Origin of the sequence: Acinetobacter haemolyticus CIP 64.3 = MTCC 9819, assembly GCF_000369065.1 — a bacterium.
GTDB lineage: Bacteria > Pseudomonadota > Gammaproteobacteria > Pseudomonadales > Moraxellaceae > Acinetobacter > Acinetobacter haemolyticus.
Genome location: NZ_KB849812.1, coordinates 250,763 through 274,107 on the forward strand (window position 1 = coordinate 250,763; position 23,345 = coordinate 274,107).

Annotated in this window: 17 protein-coding genes and 4 tRNA genes; 8 read left to right on the forward strand and 13 right to left on the reverse strand. The window is 41.8% G+C overall.

The genetic code is table 11. From position 1 onward, the window contains the following. Window positions 1–5: 5 nt before the first annotated feature. The 7 genes from mraY to F927_RS15370 all read right to left on the reverse strand — a co-directional run bounded on the left by mraY (window position 6) and on the right by F927_RS15370 (window position 8,346). The gene (gene mraY / locus F927_RS15340) at window positions 6–1,124 is read right to left on the reverse strand and encodes a phospho-N-acetylmuramoyl-pentapeptide-transferase (RefSeq protein WP_005087040.1); all 1,119 of its coding nucleotides are present in this window, start codon (window positions 1,122–1,124) and stop codon (window positions 6–8) included. Continuing rightward, window positions 1,125–2,522, reverse strand: coding sequence for a UDP-N-acetylmuramoyl-tripeptide--D-alanyl-D-alanine ligase (locus tag F927_RS15345; RefSeq protein ID WP_005087042.1), 1,398 nt, complete (start codon window positions 2,520–2,522; stop codon window positions 1,125–1,127). It abuts the gene before it with no gap. A 22-nt stretch (window positions 2,523–2,544) separates the two neighbouring features. Continuing rightward, on the reverse strand, window positions 2,545–4,044 hold the full coding sequence (locus F927_RS15350; protein ID WP_005087044.1) for a UDP-N-acetylmuramoyl-L-alanyl-D-glutamate--2,6-diaminopimelate ligase: 1,500 nt from the start codon (window positions 4,042–4,044) through the stop codon (window positions 2,545–2,547). Window positions 4,045–4,051: 7 nt separating this feature from the next. Further along, entirely contained in the window at window positions 4,052–5,881 is a 1,830-nt protein-coding gene (ftsI, locus tag F927_RS15355) for a penicillin-binding protein PBP3 (RefSeq protein ID WP_004641338.1), read from the reverse strand. A gap of 10 nt (window positions 5,882–5,891) precedes the next feature. Continuing rightward, on the reverse strand, window positions 5,892–6,230 hold the full coding sequence (gene ftsL / locus F927_RS15360; protein ID WP_004641340.1) for a cell division protein FtsL: 339 nt from the start codon (window positions 6,228–6,230) through the stop codon (window positions 5,892–5,894). After that, window positions 6,230–7,153, reverse strand: a complete 924-nt coding sequence (rsmH, locus tag F927_RS15365; protein ID WP_005087045.1) for a 16S rRNA (cytosine(1402)-N(4))-methyltransferase RsmH — start codon at window positions 7,151–7,153, stop codon at window positions 6,230–6,232. The genes ftsL and rsmH overlap by 1 nt, the downstream gene beginning before the upstream one ends. A 200-nt stretch (window positions 7,154–7,353) precedes the next feature. Continuing rightward, window positions 7,354–8,346: a sulfate ABC transporter substrate-binding protein gene (locus tag F927_RS15370; RefSeq protein ID WP_005087046.1), complete on the reverse strand. Its 993-nt coding sequence runs from the start codon at window positions 8,344–8,346 to the stop codon at window positions 7,354–7,356. Window positions 8,347–8,743: 397 nt separating this feature from the next. Between F927_RS15370 and F927_RS15375 the strand changes: the two genes are divergently transcribed. The 7 genes from F927_RS15375 (at window position 8,744) to F927_RS15405 (ending at window position 12,915) form a co-directional block, all read left to right on the forward strand. Further along, window positions 8,744–9,046 (forward strand): hypothetical protein, encoded by a 303-nt coding sequence (locus tag F927_RS15375; protein ID WP_017395591.1) that lies wholly within the window; start codon window positions 8,744–8,746, stop codon window positions 9,044–9,046. Window positions 9,047–9,152: 106 nt separating this feature from the next. Continuing rightward, window positions 9,153–10,661, forward strand: a complete 1,509-nt coding sequence (gene gltX / locus F927_RS15380; protein ID WP_005087048.1) for a glutamate--tRNA ligase — start codon at window positions 9,153–9,155, stop codon at window positions 10,659–10,661. Window positions 10,662–10,719: 58 nt separating this feature from the next. Next, window positions 10,720–10,795, forward strand: a tRNA-Ala gene (locus F927_RS15385). Between the two features lie 121 nt (window positions 10,796–10,916). Then, window positions 10,917–10,992 (forward strand) — tRNA-Glu (locus F927_RS15390). A gap of 111 nt (window positions 10,993–11,103) precedes the next feature. Further along, entirely contained in the window at window positions 11,104–12,519 is a 1,416-nt protein-coding gene (locus F927_RS15395; RefSeq protein ID WP_004641352.1) for an amino acid permease, read from the forward strand. Window positions 12,520–12,732: 213 nt separating this feature from the next. Then, a tRNA-Glu gene (locus F927_RS15400) sits at window positions 12,733–12,808 on the forward strand. Window positions 12,809–12,839: 31 nt separating this feature from the next. Then, window positions 12,840–12,915: transfer RNA gene (locus F927_RS15405), tRNA-Glu, on the forward strand. 56 nt (window positions 12,916–12,971) lie between these two features. Here the strand turns inward: F927_RS15405 and F927_RS15410 are convergent. Together F927_RS15410 and F927_RS15415 are read right to left on the reverse strand one after the other, a co-directional pair. Further along, window positions 12,972–13,907, reverse strand: a complete 936-nt coding sequence (locus tag F927_RS15410; RefSeq protein WP_005087050.1) for a hypothetical protein — start codon at window positions 13,905–13,907, stop codon at window positions 12,972–12,974. Between the two features lie 168 nt (window positions 13,908–14,075). After that, complete coding sequence (locus F927_RS15415; protein WP_005087052.1) at window positions 14,076–15,695, reverse strand: hypothetical protein; 1,620 nt, start codon at window positions 15,693–15,695, stop codon at window positions 14,076–14,078. A gap of 226 nt (window positions 15,696–15,921) precedes the next feature. Here F927_RS15415 and F927_RS15420 point away from each other — a divergent pair, with 226 nt between their 5' ends. After that, entirely contained in the window at window positions 15,922–16,260 is a 339-nt protein-coding gene (locus tag F927_RS15420; protein ID WP_004641358.1) for a hypothetical protein, read from the forward strand. Between the two features lie 24 nt (window positions 16,261–16,284). Here F927_RS15420 and F927_RS15425 read toward each other — a convergent pair whose 3' ends face one another. The 4 genes from F927_RS15425 to F927_RS15440 all read right to left on the reverse strand — a co-directional run bounded on the left by F927_RS15425 (window position 16,285) and on the right by F927_RS15440 (window position 23,314). Further along, a complete protein-coding gene (locus F927_RS15425; RefSeq protein ID WP_005087053.1) occupies window positions 16,285–17,229 on the reverse strand; it encodes a cation diffusion facilitator family transporter in 945 nt (314 codons plus the stop codon). Between the two features lie 284 nt (window positions 17,230–17,513). Continuing rightward, window positions 17,514–20,657, reverse strand: coding sequence for an efflux RND transporter permease subunit (locus tag F927_RS15430; RefSeq protein ID WP_004641363.1), 3,144 nt, complete (start codon window positions 20,655–20,657; stop codon window positions 17,514–17,516). Beyond that, a complete protein-coding gene (locus F927_RS15435; protein WP_005087055.1) occupies window positions 20,647–21,888 on the reverse strand; it encodes an efflux RND transporter periplasmic adaptor subunit in 1,242 nt (413 codons plus the stop codon). The genes F927_RS15430 and F927_RS15435 overlap by 11 nt, the downstream gene beginning before the upstream one ends. Window positions 21,889–21,892: 4 nt before the next feature. Next, a complete protein-coding gene (locus tag F927_RS15440; RefSeq protein WP_005087057.1) occupies window positions 21,893–23,314 on the reverse strand; it encodes a TolC family protein in 1,422 nt (473 codons plus the stop codon). Between the last annotated feature and the right edge of the window lie 31 nt (window positions 23,315–23,345).

Below are 23,345 nucleotides of genomic sequence, written 5' to 3' on the forward strand. Positions count from 1 at the left end.
GTGGCTTAACGTAATTTTAAGGTCATTAAACCTAAAACGACCAAGAAAATCGTAATAATCCAGAATCGAATGACCACCTGTGTTTCTTTCCATCCCTGCTTTTCATAGTGATGATGCAAGGGTGCCATTAAGAACACACGCTTATTTCGCATACGCAATGAACCAATCTGCAAGAAAACAGAAATTGCTTCCATGACGAAAACACCGCCCATAATCGCAAATACGATTTCCTGACGCACCATCACCGCAATCGTACCCAACATTGCACCCAATGCTAAAGCGCCAACATCACCCATGAAAATCTGCGCAGGGTGGGCATTGTACCAAAGGAAAGCTAAACCAGCACCCACCATTGCTGAACAGATCACCACCAATTCAGAGGTATATTTGATGTAAGGAATATGCAGATAAGTTGCAAAGCGAACATCACCAGACAAATAAGCAAATACACCTAAACCAGCAGCAACCATGACAATCGGCATAATCGCCAAACCATCTAAACCATCAGTTAAATTAACCGCATTCGAAGCACCATTGATCACCAAGTAAGTAAAAGCAATAAATGCCAAACCGAGTGGAATTGCAGAAAGTGGAATCGAAAGATTTTTAAAGAATGGTATCAACAAGTCCAACATGTTTGCCGTATGCACAGGACTATCTTGTTGTTTTGCAATCACATAAAGCGCAACACCTGCCCCAAGTGCAGCAAGTGAAGTCCAAAAGAATTTTTTTCGAGCAGGTAAACCAGCATTGTCTTTATAGCGAATTTTGATCCAGTCATCTGCCCAACCGACTGCACCGAACACCACCATCACCCCTAACACGATCCAAACATAAGGGTTAGATAGATCAGCCCACAACAAGGTACTGATTCCGATGGAGAGTAAGATCAAAATCCCCCCCATCGTAGGTGTCCCCATTTTTTTAGCATGGTTTTCTGGAGCAAAAGAGCTGACCGCTTGACCATATTTTAATGCTTGTAATTTACGAATCATCATCGGCCCAAGGAACAACCCGATCATCAACGCGGTCAATACACTCAATAAAGAACGTAGTGTTAAATAACGAACAACTTGGAACGAGCTGTTATACCCCGCCAATTGTTCAAATAACCATAGCAACATTTAAAGTTTCTCCATCAAATCAGCCATCAACGTTTCCATATGGGTATAACGAGACCCTTTAAAGAGGAAACTCATTGACTGGGGTTGATGTGTTTGGACTAAATTAATTAAAAACGGTAGAGCGTCTGCTTGTGTTGCAAATGCATGTAAATTTTCTGCACATCTAGAACCTTGTTGTGCTGCTTCAGCAAATTCACCAACCACCACCAAATGATCTAAGGGCAACTCAATCAAATCACGACCCAAATCATGATGTTCCTGCCAACTACTATCGCCTAATTCCCCAATATCCCCCATCACCATGACTTTTAAACCCTGCTGTTGTAGCAAGACCTTTGCTGCGGCGCGCATTGAGGTAGGATTCGCATTATAAGTATCATCAATGAACAGATAATTTTGATGTTGAATAAAGTTCAAACGGCCCTTGGCCCCTTGGGCTTGCTCTAAACCTTGAACAATATCATCTAAAGGTATACCTATCGCTAATGCAAAGGCAGTTGCTGCCGTCGCATTCTGCACATTATGTGCACCTGCAAATGGCAGATTGACTGTTCTCGAACCTTCTGGTGTATGGAGGTTAAATTGTGCAGACTGGGGATTCAGCTGAATCTCCGTTGCGTACACATCACCACCCTCACCAAAACTCAGGATTGGATGATTGCCTGCATTTTGACGAATAGTAGTGGTGAAATCATCATCTGAAGGAACAATGGCAGTCCCTTCAGGTAGGATATGTGCATAAATTTCGGACTTAGCACGACAAATTCCATCACGCCCACCAAACTCACCCAAATGAGCAGTTCCAATATTCAAAATCCCTGCAACATGTGGCTGGACTAAATTAGACGTATAATCTATCTCACCTTGGTGATTCGCACCCAATTCCATTACCGCAAATTGGTGCTCTGGGCGGAGCTCAAGCAACATCATCGGCACACCTAGATCATTATTCAGGTTGCCACGTGTGATTAAAGTCGGTGCTAAACGAGATAATATGCTGCCTAACATTTCCTTAGTGGTGGTTTTCCCACTGCTTCCTGTTAAAGCAATAACCTTTAACTGTTGATTTTGCTGACGACGATAAGTCCCTAAATGACCTAAAGCCAATCGAGTATCTTTGACAATCAACTGTGCAATATCTGAATCTATTGGGCGCTCTACAATCGCAATTTGACATCCTTGAGCGGCAACTTGCACAACAAAATCATGTGCGTCAAAACGCTCACCCTTTAAAGCCAGAAATGCATCGCCCATTTCCGCATGACGTGAATCCGTTAAAATACGCTTAATTTCACTCTTCGGAAGATTCTGCCGAAACCATTCCCCTTGAGTCGCTTGTTGTAATTGTTCTGCTGTCCACGCTTCTAATGGAACAGTACTGGTTGTTGAGGTATGCATGGTTTTTATTTACCTTTTAACGCTATTGTGCAGAATAAGCAGAATCTAAGGAATGTGGTTGGGCTGCTATCGCAGACTGCACCTCAACCACATCATCAAACCAATGACGCACGCCATCAATCTCCTGATAGTTTTCATGCCCTTTCCCTGCAATCACCACAATATCACCCGCTTGAGCTTGAGCAACGACAAATTTAATTGCTTCTCTACGATCATGAATTTCATGCATGAGATGCTCAGTAAAATTCATCCCTTGTTTCATGTCAGCAAAAATCTGTGCTGGATCCTCAGTTCTAGGATTATCCGAAGTCAAAATAACGGGATTAGCATGATCAAGTGCTGCTTGCGTCATCAACGGACGCTTGCCACGATCACGATCACCACCGCAACCAAATACCGCCCACAGTTGACCTGTAACATGTCGCTTCAAAGTTGTTAGCACTTGAATTAAAGCATCTGGCGTATGTGCATAGTCCACCACGAACAGGCGATTTGCATCTTGAATCACTTGCATACGACCCGGCGCGCCTTGAAGTTGTGGCACAAATTCAACTAAATCCACCAAGTCGAATCCTGCACACTCAGCAGCAATTAAACTTGCCAATAAATTTTCAACATTAAAATGCCCAAGCAATCGACTGTGAACTGCATATGAACCTGTTGGTGCCAACAGCGTAAAATTCGCGCCGCTCAAACGATACTCTAAAGCATCGATATGATAATCAGCCGTTACTTGGGTTAAGGAGTACGTCAGAATTTTCGGTTGAGATGGATTGGCTTTAGCCGCATCTAACATGAGTTGGGCATATGCATCATCCAGATTAATCACCACTGCTTTTAAGGTCGTAAATTTGAAAAGCCGCGCTTTTGCTTCAGCATACGCTTCTAATGTACCGTGATAATCCAAATGGTCACGACTTAAATTACTGTAAACCGCTATTTCCAAATCGCAGCCATTCAGACGACCTTGCTCCAATCCATGTGAGCTTGCTTCCAATGCCACAAATCTTGCACCTTGTTTTGCATAATCATGCAAAGCATGTTGAAGTTGCAAAGCATCTAAGGTGGTATGGGTAGATGGTGTTAAATTGGGCAAAATACCATTACCCGTGGTGCCCATCACCGCACAACCTTTACCTTGCGAGCTAATCAACTCAGCAATCAGGCGTGAAATCGTGGTTTTTCCATTAGTACCTGTGACTGCAACACCGCATATAGGCTGTACAGGATCAACTGCCTGTAAATATTGCTTTTGCCACTCTCCCATTTGATAGCGAACATCAGGACAAACCCACTCGTTTGTCACCCCCAATGTCGCTTCACTGATTACGGCGAGTGCTCCAGCATCCAAAGCATTTTGAGCAAACTGGCGTGTTTTTTCAGGTTGGCTATAACTGTTCAGGGCAATAAAAATTTGCCCCTTCTGAACCTTACGACTATCTAAACTAAAGCCTTGAAAAGGTTGTGTATACCAAACCGCATCTATGCTGATCGGATGTATCTGTTGAAAACTAATCGACATAATTTACCTACGGATTGGTTTTTATAGAAGTATCTAATGGTTTATCTAATGGTACATTTAGCAAACGTAATGACTCTTGCATGATCTTGGCAAATACAGGCGCTGCAACTAAACCACCATAATAACGACCTTGTGGATTCTCGACGACAACAATCATTGCCAAACGAGGATCACTTACAGGTGCAACACCTGCAAACAAGGCACGATATTCACTGTTCGAATAACCTTTTCGGTCAGCACGAAGTTTGTGTGCTGTTCCTGTTTTACCGCCGACGCGATAACCCGGAATAACGGCTTGTTTAGCCGTCCCACCAGGTAAGGTCACTTGTTCCAACATCATCAAGACTTGATCTGCAATCTTAGGGTCGAGCACCTGTCGCCCTTCAGGCACCTGATCGAGCTTATGAAGGCTCAAAGGCATTTCCACACCATGGTTTGCCAACATGGCATAACCTTGTGCAAGCTGTAAGATCGTCGCATTCAAACCATAACCATAGGCCATCGTACCTAATTGTGATGAGTTTAATTTATCGGCAGAATAGAGTAAGCCTGCACTTTCACCAGGGAATTTTACATCTGAGCGTTGACCAAACCCAGCTCGACGGAAGAAAGAAGGCAATGCCTCCTTCGGTAAGGATAATGCCAACTTGGCAGATCCAACATTTGATGACTTGACAATAATTCCCGTCAGCGTCAATGCGCCATAGTTATGTGTATCACGAATAGTATGCCAACCTAAACGCATTGTTCCCGGAGCGGTATTCACAATCGAGTTCGGGGTGTATTGACCACTTTCCAATGCCGCAGCAACGGTAAACGGCTTCATGGTTGAGCCTGGTTCAAACATATCAATTGCACCGCGGTTACGCATGGCATCTTTATTGCTCAAACCACCTTTGTCATTTGGGTTGTAAGATGGCCAACTGGTCATCGCCAAAATCTCACCCGTTTTGACATCCACCGCAATCGCAGTGGCAGAACGTGCATTATTTGCCACGCCCGCAGCAGTCAGCTCCCGATACATGATGTATTGCAAACGCGAATCGATACTAAGGGTAATATTTTCACCAGATTCGACTTCTTTAATCACTTCTGAAACTTTTAAGCGATTACCCTTTTTATCACGAATAATTTTTTGTTCGCCATCCACACCAGCAAGTCGAGTATTCAACTGCATTTCTAAACCTTCAATCCCCCGACCTTCACTATTGGTCAAGCCAATAATCTGGGCATTCGGTTGCGGTTGAGGGTAATAGCGCTTATAACTTTTCTCCGTATAAACACCCTGAAAATTATGTTGAAGAATCAAATCTGCTTGCTGTGGTGGTACTTCACGCTGTAAGACTAAATAACGAGATCGAGCTCGATCCGTCATGTGTTTTTTCAGCGTTTTACGATCCATACCGACAACGTCAGCCAACTCATCTAAATTCAGATTTTTATTGGGTAATTGGCGTCTTAATCGACGATTATTCGGATCCTTTTTCAGTTCAGCAGTAATCTCATCAAATTGGGTCTTGGCATCCCAATAATCTCTTGGGTCAATCACAATTTTCATGATCGGTGTACTAATCGCCAAAGGAACGCCATGTCGATCACTGATCACACCGCGCATCGCCTCTAAACGTTCAGTACGCAAAATATTGGCATTGGCCTTATTCTGAAGAAAGTCCTTATTAATAACCTGTACATAGAAAGCACGTGCAACAATCACGATAAAACAAAGTAATACCGTTCCCCAAAGCAAATAAAACCGCCACATATCCAAAGCCAGTGTCGGTTTAGCAGAAATGGATTGCTGTTTTTTTCGTGTTGGTTTATTTCGCTTGTCTACCATACAGCGTGCCTTATTTATCTTGCTTTGAAGTCGTTGGTAAAGAAATCACAACCGTTTGGGATGCAGGTGGTGAAAACATACGGAGCTGAGTCACAGCACGAGAGCCGATTTGTGCAGTTGCGCCAAAAGTTTGCTGTTCAATCAGCAAACGTCCCCACTCTGCATTCAAGTCATCTCTTTCTCTCATTTGCGCACTCAAGTCACGATAGTCATGTCGGTATTCAAACACTTGGAATACCACCATCAATGCACTTGTGAACACCAGTGCAACGAGTACAGCATAAACAACGACTTTTTTAAGTCCAGTTTTGCTGCTTGTTATTACCTCGTCATCATTTTTGTTGTCCATTATTTGCCTTTTTTCTCTAAACGTTCTGCCACGCGCAACCATGCACTGCGTGAGCGAGGATTTGCTTTTACTTCTGCTTCACTCGCACGAATACGAGAGACTTTCTTTAAACGGCGGGTATCAATTTGCGCTTGAGGCATTCCCCAACCATGATCTTCAGCCAAAGTCGACTCTTTTTGAATAAATTGTTTGATCAAACGATCTTCCAAAGAATGGAAGCTAATCACTGCCAATTGTCCTGTTGGTTTTAATAATTCTACAGCTTGCGGCAAAAATATCTCAATATCATCTAGTTCTTTGTTAATTGCGATACGAATCGCTTGGAAAGTTCGAGTTGCAGGATGTTTATGCTTCTCCCATTTAGGGTGAGCCACTTTAACAATCTCAGCGAGTTGAGCTGTAGTTGTAATTTCACCGGCCAACTTAATCGCCTTGGCAATACGTCGGCTATAACGCTCTTCACCATATTGGTAAATAATATTGGCTAATTTTTCTTCTTCAATTTCGAGTAACCACTCTGCGGCAGTCAAACCTTGAGAGTTATCCATACGCATATCAAGAGGACCATCTTGCATAAAGCTAAAACCACGCTCTGCTTGGTCAAGCTGAGGGGAAGATACCCCAAGATCCGCCATAATCCCGTCAACTTCAACAATACCAATCTTGGCTAACTCAGCTTGAATGTCAGCAAAACTAGCATGGATGATTTTAAAACGAGAATCTTCTTGTTCTAACTGAGCTGCAACCTCAAGTGCTTGTGGATCTTTATCAAAGGCATAAACACGCGCATTTGGATCAAGCTTGGAAAGCAACAACTTGGTATGACCACCACGACCAAAGGTTGCATCGACATAAACACCCGTGTCGCGACCTGCCAATACGCCATCAACCGTTTCGTGAAGTAAGACAGAAATATGCGACATAAGAGATAAATCAACAGCTAAAAATGTAACTGCACATTATCACCTTGTTTTAAGCCAGCACCAAACGACTTTTTGTAGAGAATTCTTAACTTTTCATAGGCAAAACCGTTTTCTCGACTTTTTCCAATCAATAAAAAAGCAAATCTCGCTAAAGATTTGCTTTTCGAAGGACTAGAATGATGATTCAACGAATCAGTCTATTATTTTTGTGAATAAATTTGGTCAAAAATCGCACCATTCACAAAGTGTGTTTTTTGTGCTTTTTCCCATCCACCAAATACATCATGAATGCTGAATAATTTGACTTTCGGAAATTGTGCTGCATATTTGGCAGCAACCTGAGGATTCCTTGGTCGAAAATAATGTTTTGCCGCAAGTTGCTGCCCTTGAGGAGAGTACAGAAAATTTAAATACCCTCGAGCAAGCTGGCGATTGCCATTTTTATCTACTGTTTTATCGACAATCGCAACTGAGGGTTCAGCTAAAATGGAGATCGAAGGATAGATGATTTCAAATTTATCCTTACCCAAACCCTGTGTTGCTAACAGCGCTTCATTTTCCCATGACAAAAGAACATCACCAATTCCACGCTCTGCAAAGGTGGTTAATGATCCACGTGCGCCTGAATCCAAAACTTTTACATTGTGATATATCTTTTTGACCAGTTCACGAGCTTTAGCGTCATTGCCTGCTGGTTGTTTCAAGGCATACCCCCAAGCAGATAAATAAATCCAACGGGGCGCTCCTCCCGTTTTTGGATTGGGCGTAATAATTTCCACCCCATCTTTGGTTAAGTCATTCCAATCACGAATATTTTTAGGATTGCCTTTACGCACTAAAAAAACTACGGTCGAGGTATAAGGCGCGGAGTTATCTCTAAATTGTTTCTGCCAATCTTTTCGAATTAAGCCTGCATTAGCAATTTCATCAATATCATTTGCCAACGCCAATGTAACAACATCAGCTTGTAAACCATCGATTACGGCTCTTGCTTGCTTGCCAGAGCCCCCATGAGACTGTTTAAAATCAATATCCTGTCCAGTTCTATTTTTCCAATATTGACCAAATGCTTGATTATATTCTTGATAAAACTCACGCGTGGGGTCATAAGAAACATTTAAAAAAGTTGTTGCTGCATGAACCAGACTATTTATACCAAAAGCAACAAATGCTACCGCGATTATTTTTTTCATTCATCTTACTCATTAGTTTGTGTTTTACTCAATATACACATATATAAAAATTAATATAATCAATGCCTTATAAGCAAATAATCATTGTTTTTCTTATTTTTTGATATAGAAAAATGCTTTAGATCCAAATCAATGGTATGAAGCTGTTTCATCCCAAATACATATTGACAACTCTCCATGTTTTCTACACATTTGCTTGCTAAATTTAGCTTGTATACAAAGTAGCCAAACTGTTATTAATAGAGGGTATTAATAGCTATAAATTTTATTATTTTTGTAAAAAGTGTGACGTAGTTCTACTTTTTTATTAAGATTTATGTTTGAATCGTATTATTAAAGCAATACTATATTTGCTTAGTTAGTCTTTTAGGCTCAATTAATGAAGGGGATGTTAGCAATGCGAGCATTAGAAATGAAAAAAACATTATGCCTTAGTTTATTTTTAGTATGTTCTGTACAAATTGGACATGCTGCTGCTATTAAAGAAAATAACAACATAAAAACCATGGAAAAAACCACTTCACCGATTGTGAAAGCTCTTGACCAGCAAAAGCGTAATAACGTTATGCTACCATCTACAGATGATGAGTTAAAAATGTTGAATACGATTCGTACGACGCCGACTCAAACATTTTTTGCCAGTCAACATGAACGCTTTTCACGTTTTGTACAGACGATATTCCAACCACATAGCTCTTAGTTTTTAAATATGTAACCCTTCACATGTTTAAATCAAGCCTAGTCATGTTGTGACTAGGCTTTTTCGTTATAATAGCTTCAATTCTAATTTAACGTCCTGATTACCTATGAAAGTTCGTACCCGTATTGCTCCCTCTCCTACAGGTTTCCCACATGTAGGTACTGCTTATATTGCATTATTTAATTTATGTTTTGCGAAACAGCACGGCGGTGAATTTATTTTACGTATCGAAGATACAGATCAACTGCGTTCAACTCCTGAATCTGAAAAAATGATTTTAGACTCATTACGTTGGTTAGGTCTGAACTGGTCTGAAGGTCCTGATGTAGGTGGTCCACATGCACCTTATCGCCAATCAGAGCGGATGGGAATTTATAAACAATATGCGCTTGAATTGGTCGAAAAAGGTCATGCTTTCTATTGTTTCGCAACTGCAGAAGAACTCGATCAAATGCGTGCGGAACAACAAGCTCGTGGCGAAACACCCAAATATGATGGTCGCGGCCTTAAACTCACACAAGAAGAAGTACAACAACGTTTAGCCGCAGGCGAACCACACGTTATTCGTATGAAAGTGCCAGAAGACGGTATCTGCAAAATCAATGATATGTTACGTGGTGAAGTTGAGATTCCATGGGCACAAGTAGACATGCAAGTGTTGTTAAAGACTGATGGACTACCAACTTATCATCTTGCCAACGTCGTTGATGATCATTTAATGCAAATTACACATGTATTACGTGGTGAAGAATGGTTACCATCAGCCCCTAAGCATCAATTACTGTATCAATACTTTGGTTGGGATATGCCAACGCTTTGTCACATGCCACTGTTGCGCAACCCTGACAAATCAAAACTCTCTAAGCGTAAAAATCCGACTTCTATCAATTACTATCGCGACATTGGTGTCTTACCTGAAGCCCTCCTCAACTATCTCGGTCGTATGGGATGGTCAATGCCAGATGAACGTGAAGTATTTACGCTGCAAGACATGATCGACAACTTCGATGTACAGCGTGTTTCATTGGGTGGACCAATCTTTGATGTTGAAAAGCTTAACTGGCTCAATGGTCAGTGGATTAAGGGCCTAACACCTGGACAACTCCTAGATCGTTTATTGTCGTGGAAAAGTGATCGCCAAACCCTTGAAGATATTGCTGCCGCTATTCAGCCTCGTATCAACTTACTTTCTGAAGCTGTGAATTGGGCAGGTTTTTACTTCAATCACATACCACAAATTAGTAAAGAGCAATTTGAAAGTAAGAAATTAACTGAAGAGCAAGTTCGCCAAAGTTTACAGTTTGCGATTTGGCGTTTAGAAAGTCAGTTTACGTGGAATAACGATACAGTGAGTCAAACCTTAATGGACTTGGCAAATCAAATGGAGATTAAACTGCGTGATTTCATGCCAGCATTCTTTATTGCAATTGCGGGTTCAACCAGCTCTACTCCTGTGATGCAGGCAATGGTTACACTTGGACCAGATTTAACCTTTGCACGCTTACGTCATGCCTTGGAAATTGTAGGCTCTCCAAGCAAGAAAGAATTGAAAGTTTGGGAAAAGTTAAATGAATCGCTAAAATTGCCGAAAAATGATGCAACTAGTGAGAATTAATTCAATTTAATCATTGACGTGTGAGGGTAATCCCCCTAATATTGCCCTCACACAAACTGGGGCCATAGCTCAGTTGGTAGAGCGCTACAATGGCATTGTAGAGGTCAGCGGTTCGATCCCGCTTGGCTCCACCAAATTTTAAGATTAGAAAAGTAAAACTTTTCCTTAAAATTTAAGCAAACAGCTACGCTGTGCGCAGGCAAGCTCAGTTTAAATGTGTACAATATTTTATTGAACACAAACCATGCCTCATCTGTCCCTATCGTCTAGAGGCCTAGGACATCGCCCTTTCACGGCGGTAACCGGGGTTCGAATCCCCGTAGGGACGCCATATTCTTTCTCTAATAATTATATTTTTCTCACAATCTTTCCATTAATCGGATTGCACATTTCCGAATTTTACATAAAATAGCCGCTTCTCCATGTTTGGACAAATTGTCGTATGCAATCTTCCAACTCAAATACTCATCAGGATCAAAATGCGCCACAAACATTAAAACGCGCAATGAGTACTCGCCACTTAGTGATGCTATCTCTCGGTGGTGCGATTGGTACAGGGCTATTCTTAGGTTCGGGTGAAGTTATCGCCCAAACAGGACCGATTGGTGCAATTCTCGCTTATATTCTAGGTGGTTTAATCGCCTACATGGTGATGTTGTGCCTCGGTGAACTTGCCGTACATATGCCTGTAGCAGGGTCTTTCGGTACATACGCCAAACACTATATTGGTCCAGGCACAGGGTATATGGTCTCTTGGCTATACTGGCTCACTTGGACGGCAACCTTAGGTACAGAATTTACCGCTGCGGCTCTGCTCATGCAGGAATGGTTTCCACATATTTCGATGTGGATTTGGACCATTATTTTTGCAGTGACTATTTTCGGGCTAAATCTGAGTTCTACTCGCATCTTTGCAGAATCTGAGTTTTGGTTAGCTTTGGTTAAGGTTGTGACCGTCATTGCCTTTATTATCCTTGGATTGCTAGCCATTTTTGGTCTAATTCCTTTCGAAGGCAAAGAATCTGCTCCGTTGTTTCATAACTTGACCTCACACGGTTGGTTTCCTCAGGGTCTCATTCCAATTTTTACCACAATGCTGATTGTTAACTTTGCCTTCTCTGGCACAGAGTTGATTGGGGTCGCTGCGGGTGAAACTAAAGATCCAGCTGTAAATGTACCTAAAGCGATTAATGCAGCGATTTGGCGCTTATTAATTTTCTTTGTGGGTACCATTATCGTCATTAGTGCCTTATTGCCTTTTGAAATTGCAGGCTTGGGCGGTGAAGGCGTTAGTAGCAGCCCGTTCGTCACGGTATTTAATTATATTGGTATCCCATATGCAGATGACATCATCCGTTTTGTGATTATTACCGCATTACTTTCTGCAGCGAACTCAGGGCTTTATGCAGCATCACGTATGATGTGGTCTCTATCAGATCAACGCCAACTGCCAAGTGTTTTCTCAAAATTATCTAAGGGCGGCACGCCGATTATCGCGCTTGTGGTGACCATGTTTGGTGCGATACCAGGGCTTTTATCAGAACACTATGCGCCTGAAACCATCTTTAAAAATCTCTTAGGTGTTGCTGCATTTACCATGGTAATCGTATGGATGTGTATTTGTTGGAGTCAATTTAACTTTAGACGCCAATGGTATAAAGCGGGTTATACGGCAAAGGATTTGAAATTTGCTGCGCCACTATATCCAATCGTGCCAATCTTAGGTTTTGTTTTCTGTACAATTACAGGGTTAAGTATGGCCGCAGATCCAGAAATGCATGCTGGTTTTATTGCTTGTTTAATCTTTATCGCAGGATGTTATTTGAGCTATTACATGTTCTACCGTGATCGCACATAATAAGCACCTATAAAAAAATGCAGCTTAGTCTGCATTTTTTTATACCACCATAAAATCAGAATGATCATAAATTTAGATATAACTGCTTATTTTTGATTATTTATTCCTCAATATGTTTTATTTTTAGACACTCATTCTATTTTTTTAAATTTTATGCGGAAAAGTGTTTGACACCCCACTTAATTCACCCTAATATACGCCCACCTCTGAAACGTCCCTATCGTCTAGAGGCCTAGGACATCGCCCTTTCACGGCGGTAACCGGGGTTCGAATCCCCGTAGGGACGCCAATTTATAGTTTCAGATGTATGCCTCATATAAGTCCCTATCGTCTAGAGGCCTAGGACATCGCCCTTTCACGGCGGTAACCGGGGTTCGAATCCCCGTAGGGACGCCAAATTCTAAAAAGCCACTGCATGACAGTGGCTTTTTTCTATCTATATGTTGTATTTGCTATTCGATACCAATACCAACTTGCACTTCCAAACGTCCTGATTGAACACGCAACCCACGAATTTCAAATTGATCAACCAACTGCTGTACCAACTCACGGCTTTCTTGCAAAATATTCAAACCAGGTAAAATACTAAAGTCGCTTAAATTTAATAACTTATCAACCATCCATGAACGATTGTTAATAAAGTCAATAAAACCTGCTTCTTCAAGATCGATATACCAAATGCGATGCCCTTCTTTTTGAATACCAGGCACATCACGAATCAAATGATTGATCAGAAAAGGAATAGGTAATGAATTAATCAGATCAAAACTGATATTACCAACTCGTCGTGTTGCCCAGTTGGTGAGTGTACCGCCATGACGAACTTGTAGATCTAGATGTTCGTCAACCTGACGCAATCGCAGATATTTTTCTTGACCGATACGACACTCCAAGACATTAAACTCAAGTGATAAACGGTACAAGAAACGATGATAATGCCCATCCAATTCAATGTGAAAGCGATCATTTCCACACTCGACTTTAATATCATCGATCTCACTGCGATCAATCCGCTTTCTAATCTGATTATTGAGTAACATTTCGGGAAGATATAAGGTTAGGCTGCTTCGCCCCAACGAAGCACGAGCCATACTCAATGCAACTTGACGTGCTGCTTCACTGGTTTCAGTCACCATACCGCGCACAGAGTTTCGTACCCCCTCTACACCACGTTTAGTATGATGCGTGACGTGATCTAAAGCATCTAATGCTGCATCAGCCACCTCTGCGATATTACGAGATGTATCACTGGCAAACTCTACAGCATCCTGTGCGTGTTGTAGCGTTTTATTAATTAGGCGACGTGACAATGATGGCTTCTCATCAGATGATGCTGTGTCGGCAGGCATAATATCGAACATTGCCTTTTTATCATCTTGTCGATTCAAGATGTTCTCCCTCTTCCCTTTCTTACTCGTTCATTGTTATTCGTGACGATTCACTTTTTGAACAGTTCGAATCTTTCTTTCTAGATTAGCATGCAACAGAAAGCGATTTGCTTATTTTTGTTGCATAACATCAAGTTTTTAACCACTCAACATTGAGTTTTATTTTACCTACTGGTCATCATGCTGTTGTACAGGAGATATAGCGACCGTTGGTTGTACCATGACAATCTGTTTTAAACGGATTTGTCTATAGTGTTCTAAACTTCGCTGTAACTGTGCGATCTTTTCTTCTCCCTCATCCAAATGAAAATGTTTCAATTCCCTTAAGCTCACCCACGCAGCCTGTATTTTTTCGAACTCTGTGCCTTTGTCCAATTTCCGTTGTAACCAAACACATAAATCCTGTGCTCGTTGTTGCTTCTCGTATTGATAAGCAAATAATCCACTGGATAAAGTCATGTTATTCAATTGCTCACCCAAATGTTTTTGCATTTCCTGCAATTGTCGAGCTTGTTGGTCAGCGAACGGATAAAGAATAGTTTGTTGAAACCAAATCGCTAACCCAATCATTTCCGCAACCAACTCATCACGCTGCGCATACAATATAGACCGCTCAGGATGATGCTTATCAAGTCGAGCATCGCCTAGATAAGCCACTAAACCTTGATCAAGAATAGTTTGAATGTCACCAAGTTCCAATGACGAAGTTGTCTTAAGCTGATGATCATTCAGCAACTCATGTAGTTGATTGCTTTGTAATGATTGAGTGACTAATGAAAGTGCTTGATTGTTTTGACTGAGCAATAGCCATAAATTCCCCAAAAGATGTGTCGAAACCGTTTGCTCAATTGATGATGATCCACATAGGCGCTGCATTGCAGCTTGCATGAGATCAGATTGAATTAAACTTTCTACAATATGTGAATCCATTAATAACTGGGGCGCACTTTCGATCACCTGCTGGCTGTAAGGAATATCGACATTTTTGCTCCCGAATATCCCACCCATCGATTTGCCTATAGCATTTAAACTGCGTCCAACATCTGCTAACACATGCGTTTCTACAGCGCGGCTTTGGAGAGTCGCAGGTGGTAAAAATGCGGTGACTGCATTTTGAATAGTTTTTCGATAGGCTTTTTGATCAATTGGCTTTTTATAGCGACATAGCAGATCAATCGCATAAGCCACATCACTTACATCAGCTCGATATTGTTGTTGCCGTTGAATCAAACAATTTACATAAGCAAAAAAAGCCACTTCATTGGGTTGGGTCGCATGTTGCATTGCCCATTCATATTGTTCGATTGCCTGAGTATATTGTTCAGCACCAGCATAAGATTTTGCCAAAGCAATTGCATGTTGAGTGCTGGGATAATGCTGCTGAAAATACTTTAACAAATCAATTTTAGGTGCTTGATCTAAGCACTGATCCAGCTGTCGTAGATACGCATTGATTTGCTGCTGTGTGGGATGTAATACCACGAAGTTCAAGAGATACATCAAGCACTGTTCATACCAAGCATATTTCCGTGCATGCATTTCATAAGCAGCGATCAACTCTGTCTCGATCAATTCGATCAATTGCGTTGAGTAAAAGATGTCTTCTGCTGTCTCATGTTTAAATTTCCATTGCTTTGGCAATGACATTTTAAATAAACGTAAAATAAAGTGAGCACTCAGATCTGGGCTTTCCATAGTGACTAACATGAGTTTATCTTGTGTGGAAAGATGTGCTTTTCCTTTGGCAATCCGTGCCAAACGTAATTTGAGAATTTTGGTCGGTAACATGCCTTTCCTTGCGCACTATTCAGCCAATTTAGCTTCAACTTAGCATGAGTTCATGTCGATTAGCGACCATGTTTAGACGAGATGCAGGTGGGTTTAAAATAGTGAAATAAAGACTTGAGCAATTCTCTCCCCTTTCGGTCATCTAAATTTGACGATTTAAACATTTCTAGATTTTAGCTTTTGCGGTTTTTTCGCTAAACTACTCAAAACACAATAGGAAAAATCTATGCAATACCGTTGTCCTAAATGTCAAAGCGTAAAAATAATGCCTGCTAGTCAGGGTGCAAATAGTCCACGCCCTAACGTGCCAAAAAGCTTAGTTCTTTTGGTTCCTGCTATTTTTATTTTACTGATCTTGGTACTGATTAGTATTGCCATGTGGATTTTTGGTAATGGTGCAGGTCAAGGGCTTCAAATCACAACGATTGTAGTATTTGTGATCTGTGTGATTGCAGGTGGTTTATTTTGGCGTGATCTACCAGATTTTAAAATTTCAATGCAAGCTTTCATGCAAGCACAAAAACATTGGAAATGCCGTGACTGTGGCCATGACTGGCACAACTAAGCACCGTCAGAAATTCACATCAGCTTAATGCTGATGTGAATGATCTGTATCAGATTTGGCATCATGTTGATGTGTGTGCTCACAATTCATTTCTGCATCATCTTCGATTTGTATCGTCATTTCCCTGATTTCATGTTGATGTGCCAGCATTTCCGTGGCCGCTCGATGTAATTGATTACGATCGGCATGAGGTGCAAATAGATGGACCGTCAGATGAATATTTTTAGACGTAATCGCCCACACCTTAAGTTGATGAATGCTTTCAACGCCATCCAATGCCAATAAATCATTCCTTAATTTTTCAATATCGATTTCTTCAGGTACGCCTTCCAATAAGATATTGATACTCTGCTTCAATAAAATCCATGTTCTCGGCAGTACCCAGAATCCAATTGCTACCGCAATAATTGTATCAACCCAATACCAATTGGTGTAATAAATCACGATTGCACCCACAATAACGCCGACTGATCCCAAAGCATCACTGAGTACTTCTAAATATGCACCTTTGATATTTAAACTCTCTGAAGCACTGGACATCAACATTTTCATCGAGATCAGATTCACCACTAAACCCAGTGATGCCACAATCAGCATACCTAAACTATTAATTTCAGGTGGTTGAGTAAAACGCTGATAGGCTTCATACAAAATATACATCGCAACAAAAAACAGCATACAGGCATTAAATAATGCCGCGAGAATTTCAAAACGCTGATAACCAAAAGTGCGTTTATTATCTGCCGGTCGTTTTGCGATTTGGATCGCAGCCAAAGCAATCGCCAGTGCAGCAGCATCTGTAAACATATGTGCAGCATCGGACAACAGCGCTAAACTTTGTGTGATTAAACCTGCAATCACTTCTACAACTAAAAACGTTGATGTTAGAATAAGCGCGATTGTGAGTTTTTTTATATTGCCTTCAGTTACAGCTGCGTGGCTGTGATCATGACCTTGATGTCCACTCATGTTGGACTCCTTATAATTGTTTAAATTCAAATATCTTTCTAACTACACTATCTCAAATCATGCATAAATATGATTGATGAAGTGCAACAAATTGTCCAAAATTTTCAATACTACATCTCCAACCAAAATTTACTATCGTGGCGGTGGCATGGATGCCACCCGTAGGTCTGCGGCATCAAGGATGTGCCGTCAGACCTACAAAAGATTTTTGCTACTTTTCATCTCTGAAAAGTAGAGTAATGTCTATTCAGACACCATACGATGAGATATGAACCCACACTCATTTAATTTGTTGCTTTCTCATTCATCCAACGATAGACCACAGGCAAGATCACCAAAGTCAGTAAAGTCGATGAAATAATTCCACCGATCACCACTGTTGCTAGTGGACGCTGAACTTCAGCACCTGTACCCGTTGCGATCGCCATCGGAATAAAACCCAGTGATGCCACAAAAGCAGTCATCAAAACAGGGCGTAACCGTAAAATCGCGCCTTGCCATGTAGCAATATGCAGGTCGAATTGTTCACGAAGCTCTTTGATAAAACTGAGCATCACCAAACCATTTAGGACTGCGACACCTGAAAGCGCAATAAAACCCACGCCCGCAGACATCGACAATGGAATATCTCGTAGCCACAATGCAACCAGTCCACCAGACAAGGCAAATGGCACGCCACTAAATACCAGCAAGCTTTCTTTAAAGTTATGGAATACCGCCATTAACAAAGTAAAAATTGCAATCAAGGCCAAAGGAATGACGATCTGCATACGTGCTGCCGCCGATGCCAAGTTTTCAAACTGCCCACCGTATTCCAGCCAATAGCCTGCGGGTAAAGGTTGCTGTTTTAATGTAGCTTGTAACTCTTGCACAAATGAACCTAAATCACGACCTTCCACATTTGCAGTGACAATGACTCGACGTTTACCATTTTCACGACCGACTTGACTCATACCAGAAATCGTTTCGACTTTGGCGACGTCTTGCAATTGAACTAAACCACCATTCGGTAACTGGATTGGGAGTTGTGCCAAGCTTTGTGCGGTACGTTGGTTGTCTGGCAAACGAATTTCAAAATCAAAACGACGATCTCCTTGCAAGATTTGCCCAACATTTTGTCCACCTACACTCGCAGCAACAACATCCTGAATACTTCTTACGGATAAACCATACTGCGCAGCCAAAGCATGATTAATCTCCACATTTAACACAGGTAATCCACTGGTTTGTTCGACTTTTACCGCTGTCGCACCAGATATATTCTGTACTTTTTGTGCAATTGCTTGAGCTTGCGTATTCAATACATCCATATCATCACCAAAAACCTTGATACCAACATCACTACGTATGCCTGAGATCAACTCATTAAAACGCAATTCAATCGGTTGGGAAAACTCACTGTTATTACCAGGAATCGTTGCCAAAAAGGCTTGCATTCGTGTACGTAATTCATCAATGCTCTCTTTCGGATTTTCCCATTCCTTTTTCGGCTTTAATAAAATCACCGCATCTGAAATATTAGGTGGCATCACATCGGTTGCCACCTCAGCCGTCCCTGTTCGTGCAAAAATTGCTTTTACTTCAGGGAAGTTTTTCAGAATCAACTTTTCAGTGGTTTCTTGCATCCGCAAAGACTGCTCTAAACCTGTACTTGGAGAACGCATTTGCTGCACGGCAAAATCCCCCTCACTTAACTGAGGCGCAAACTCACTCCCGATCTTGGTGCTTAAAATTCCCGTCAACAGCAAAATGCTGATCGCTAAAGTCACCACGACCAACCTAAACTGATAAGCCAGATCTAAAAGCTGTTGATATTTTCCTTTTAAAGCTTGCATCCAACGCGATTCTTTCTCTTTCACCTCACCCGTAACAAATAACGCAACCGCAGCTGGTACAAACGTTACCGACAAAATCATTGCACCTAGCAATGCCATGACTACGGTCATTGCCATTGGATGGAACATCTTCGCCTCAACACCTGTTAAAGCGAAAATAGGTAAATACACCACCATAATAATGGCTTGCCCAAACAATAAAGGTTTACGTGCCTGTTTTGCCGCAAGAAAGACTTCTTTAAAACGCTCTTGTCGGGTTAATAACCGCCCTGCATGATGCTGTGCTTCTGCCAATCGCCGAATACAGTTCTCTACAATAACAACTGCGCCATCGACGATAATCCCGAAATCCAATGCACCCAAGCTCATCAAGTTGGCACTGATGTTCTGCTCTGCCATTCCTGTAAGCGTAAATAACATTGAGAGTGGAATAACACAGGCTGTAATTAGTGCTGCTCGGAAATTTCCCAAGAAAATAAATAGAATGACGATAACCAGAATCGCACCTTCTACTAAGTTTTTTTGAACTGTTTTAATGGCTTTATTCACGAGACTGGTACGATCATAGACCGTTTCAATCTCAATACCTTTTGGCAAGGTCATTTGAATTTCTTGGATTTTCGCATCAACAGCTTGGGCAACGGTACGGCTATTTTCACCCATCATCATCATGGCAATGCCAAGAACGGTTTCCTCGCCATTATAGGTTGCCGCACCTGTGCGTAAATCATGTCCAATCGCAACCGATGCAATATCTGCGACGCGAATGGGTAGACCATTTTTAACACTGACCGTAATATTTTGAATATCTTCAACGCTGCTCAACATCCCCGGTACACGCACTGTGAGCTGCTGACCATTTTCTTCAATAAAGCCAGCACCACGGTTCTCATTATTTTCCTGTAACGCCGTTTGGAACTCAGTTAAGGAAATCTGGAGTTGCTGCAACCGCTTTAAATCTGGAGAAACAATATAGGTTTTGTTATAGCCACCAATGCTATTAATTTCGGCTACACCTTTGACTCGCTGTAATTGAGGCCGTACGATCCAGTCTTGGATCTCTCTCAAGTCCATAGCCGTATAAGGTGTTCCGTCCTCTTTTTTAGCATCGGCTTTGGCTTTAATCACCCATTGGTAAATCTCTCCAAGTCCTGTGGAAATCGGCGACATCACAGGATCAACTGCATCAGGCAACTGCCCATCAGCCTCCTGCAAACGCTGATTAATCAACTGTCGTGCCCAGTAAATATCCGTACCATCTTTAAAAATAATGGTCACTTGGGATAGACCATAGCGCGAAATTGAGCGCGTCTGTTCCAGATTCGGAATACCAGCCATCGCTGTTTCGATCGGATAAGTAATCCTTTGCTCAACTTCTAAAGCAGTATAGCCATTGGCCTGAGTATTAATTTGTACCTGCGTATTGGTAATATCAGGTACCGCATCAATCGGCAGTTTTTGATAACTCCAGACACCAACGGCAATCCATGTCATCACAAAGAGCATGACCCAAATGGCATTGCGAATCGCAAACTGGATCAAACGATCAAACAGCCCTTCGGGTTTAGGTAACTGAGAAGAATTAGTGGTCATGTTCCGCTTCTCCTTTCTCAAGTTCCGATTTCAGTAAGAAACTGCCTGCTGCGACATAGGATTGTCCAACACTTAAACCTTGCTTAATTTCAACCCACTCACCATCCTGCTTCTCTGAAATGTTTCGCTGCCCAATTTGTACTGGAACTGCTTTAAACTCAAAACCTTTGTCCTGATTTTTCTCTGCAACGAATACCACCTGCTTGCCATCAACTTGTTGAATTGCCTCTGCACTCACACGCATCACCGATGCAGTTGAACCAGATTGTAATTCCACATTCACCATGAGATTTGGACGCAATTCAGTCGCATTGGATTGCACTTTGGCACGAACCTGTAAACGACCTGTTTGTGCATCAGCTTCTGTTGTCAGGCTTTGTACTTGAGCATTAAAAATATTGCCTGTTTGTAGTGACTTAAATCGAATCTGTTGATTTGGTTGCACATTGACATTCGCCATAGTCGGCAACACAAATTCCAACCACAACTGATCTAGCTGATCAATGGTAAATAATTGGTCGGCGAGTTGAACATTTTCTCCAATCACAATATCTTTATTGCTAATTACACCACTAATGGGTGCGGTTAAGGTGTACCGACCATTCGAGCCAGAACCAGCGCCAAAAGCCGTTAAACGTGAACGTGCAGCTTGAACTTGGATTTGTGCTTGGCGATAGGCATTGTAAGCACGTTGATATTCTTGCTTAGCTGAAATTCCTTGTGACCATAAGCTTCGTTCACGCTCATAATCTTGCTTTGCAAGTTCCAAATTGGTTTGCGCAATTTGCAAGTTGGCTTGTTGATCAACCAAATCTGGCACGAGAAGATTTGCCAATGCTTGACCACGTTTCACTTGCTGCCCTAATTCGACATAAACCGATTCAACTCGTCCCGCAAAACTTGGCGACACATGAGCTTGTCGATCCGTATTAACAACCAATTTTGCAGGATAACTTTGAATCTGATTGACCTCACCCATAGCCACTTGAGCAAGCTTCAAGTTATGCTGTTGCATTTGGTCTAAGGTCAAACTCAGACCATCTTCATCATGCTCCCCTGCTGATGCATCACTTGTATGTTCATCTGCTTCATTTTCCTGATGAGAATGACCTTGTTCACTTTGTGGCTTACTGCCTTTTTCCCAGAGTAAAACTGTTGCGAGAAAACCTGTAACAACAAGGATGACTGCAATCCAAACCCATTGCTTAGGCATTTTTGATTTCATCTTCATTACATTATTCTCCGACTTGGCTTGGGAAAGCACTTGCTTGTTGCCACATGCGTTGGTTGAGTTGCATCAATGCATCTTTAGCAGTGATCTGATCTGAGGAAAGCCCCATACGTGCCGTTTGCACATCGATATTGAGTTGCCATGCTTGCTTGAGCAGTTGGACTTTACGCAAACGAACGTCTTGTAGCTGGATTGTGGCTTGCTGAACATCTGTCACGGAAAACTTACCCAACCGGAAACCTTGCAAGGTTTTTTGTTGAACTTGTATCGCTAACGGTATTTGCTGATCACTCAATTGTTGATATTGGCTTTGCAAGGCTTTTAACTCAGTCATGCGAAGATCGATATCCAACTGATTTTGCTGACGATAAAAACGCTGCTGTTGTTGAATTAAAGTCTGTTTAGCTTGCGCAATTTGGATTCCATATTTTTGTGAATTAAAAATATTGAGTGGGATCTCTACGCCTAATCGAATTTGACTTTCAGTATTTTGGTCTGCCGAACGCGTACGATTTACCCCCAAAGTCATCGTTGGTTGAGGACGCGACTGCGCTTTGAGCTGTTCAATATGCGCCTGTTGACGCTGCGTTTCGAGCTGTAAGCCTTGTTCAAAAAGGTTCTGATTTTGTTCAGACACAGTTTGAATGGTCATTGCCTGCGTCCAAAGCTCATTTACATTGGGCTGAATCGAAAAAGATGACGTGCTTTCCCCCCATAATCTAGCCAACTGTTTTTGCGCAACTTGGAGCTGTAAATCTGCTTGTTGGCTAAGTCGCTGGTTCTCAAGATGTGCCATACGAACCCGCTCAACATCGACTTGGGCAATACTCCCAGCTTGATAACGTTTTTCAGTTGCCTCTAAGTTCTGCTGACTCACCTGTAATTGCTCAGCGATCGCTGCCTTTTCCAATTGCAATAACGCGACTTGAGACCATACATATTCAACAATTAATTCCAATTCAGCGTTATAACGCTGCTGTGACAAATCTACTTGGTGAGCAGAAAGCTTCGCGACCTTTTGCGCGGCCTTTCGCTGCCCAAATAGATCTAAAGGTTGTGAAATACCAATGGACAGTTCGCGATCCTGATCACTTTGCAAGCCTGTTTGTTCGACCGAAAGACTAGGATTGGCCCACAGAGCACTTTGCTTAAGTTGCACACTCGCCATTTGTTGCTGTGTTTGCCAACTGGATTGTTGATTTTGATAGTTGCGAACGCGCTCTAACACCCCGTCAAAGCTCGCATTTTGCTGTGCGATAGTGATCGATGATTGATTCGCATTTAACAATGATTCCGCCAAAACCGATGGGCTGGAAAGCACCGCAATTAAAGCCAATACCGAATATTTCAAAGCAATGGAATGCGTCGCAGGATTGAGCGTGTGATTTTTCAACGTACCGATACGCTGAGATAGATTAAAAGACATATAAAGCCCCGCAAATAAAAGAAGATGCGGT

Bases quoted from the DNA above. Each gene is read 5' to 3' on its own strand.
- ftsL (WP_004641340.1), bottom strand. From the start codon at position 6,230: ATGGACAACAAAAATGATGACGAGGTAATAACAAGCAGCAAAACTGGA.
- F927_RS15435 (WP_005087055.1), bottom strand. From the start codon at position 21,888: ATGAAGATGAAATCAAAAATGCCTAAGCAATGGGTTTGGATTGCAGTC.
- ftsI (WP_004641338.1), bottom strand. From the start codon at position 5,881: ATGGTAGACAAGCGAAATAAACCAACACGAAAAAAACAGCAATCCATT.
- F927_RS15420 (WP_004641358.1), top strand. From the start codon at position 15,922: ATGCAATACCGTTGTCCTAAATGTCAAAGCGTAAAAATAATGCCTGCT.
- F927_RS15395 (WP_004641352.1), top strand. From the start codon at position 11,104: ATGCAATCTTCCAACTCAAATACTCATCAGGATCAAAATGCGCCACAA.
- F927_RS15440 (WP_005087057.1), bottom strand. From the start codon at position 23,314: ATGTCTTTTAATCTATCTCAGCGTATCGGTACGTTGAAAAATCACACG.
- gltX (WP_005087048.1), top strand. From the start codon at position 9,153: ATGAAAGTTCGTACCCGTATTGCTCCCTCTCCTACAGGTTTCCCACAT.
- F927_RS15350 (WP_005087044.1), bottom strand. From the start codon at position 4,044: ATGTCGATTAGTTTTCAACAGATACATCCGATCAGCATAGATGCGGTT.
- mraY (WP_005087040.1), bottom strand. From the start codon at position 1,124: ATGTTGCTATGGTTATTTGAACAATTGGCGGGGTATAACAGCTCGTTC.
- F927_RS15370 (WP_005087046.1), bottom strand. From the start codon at position 8,346: ATGAAAAAAATAATCGCGGTAGCATTTGTTGCTTTTGGTATAAATAGT.
- F927_RS15415 (WP_005087052.1), bottom strand. From the start codon at position 15,695: ATGTTACCGACCAAAATTCTCAAATTACGTTTGGCACGGATTGCCAAA.
- F927_RS15430 (WP_004641363.1), bottom strand. From the start codon at position 20,657: ATGACCACTAATTCTTCTCAGTTACCTAAACCCGAAGGGCTGTTTGAT.
- F927_RS15375 (WP_017395591.1), top strand. From the start codon at position 8,744: ATGCGAGCATTAGAAATGAAAAAAACATTATGCCTTAGTTTATTTTTA.
- rsmH (WP_005087045.1), bottom strand. From the start codon at position 7,153: ATGTCGCATATTTCTGTCTTACTTCACGAAACGGTTGATGGCGTATTG.
- F927_RS15345 (WP_005087042.1), bottom strand. From the start codon at position 2,522: ATGCATACCTCAACAACCAGTACTGTTCCATTAGAAGCGTGGACAGCA.
- F927_RS15425 (WP_005087053.1), bottom strand. From the start codon at position 17,229: ATGAGTGGACATCAAGGTCATGATCACAGCCACGCAGCTGTAACTGAA.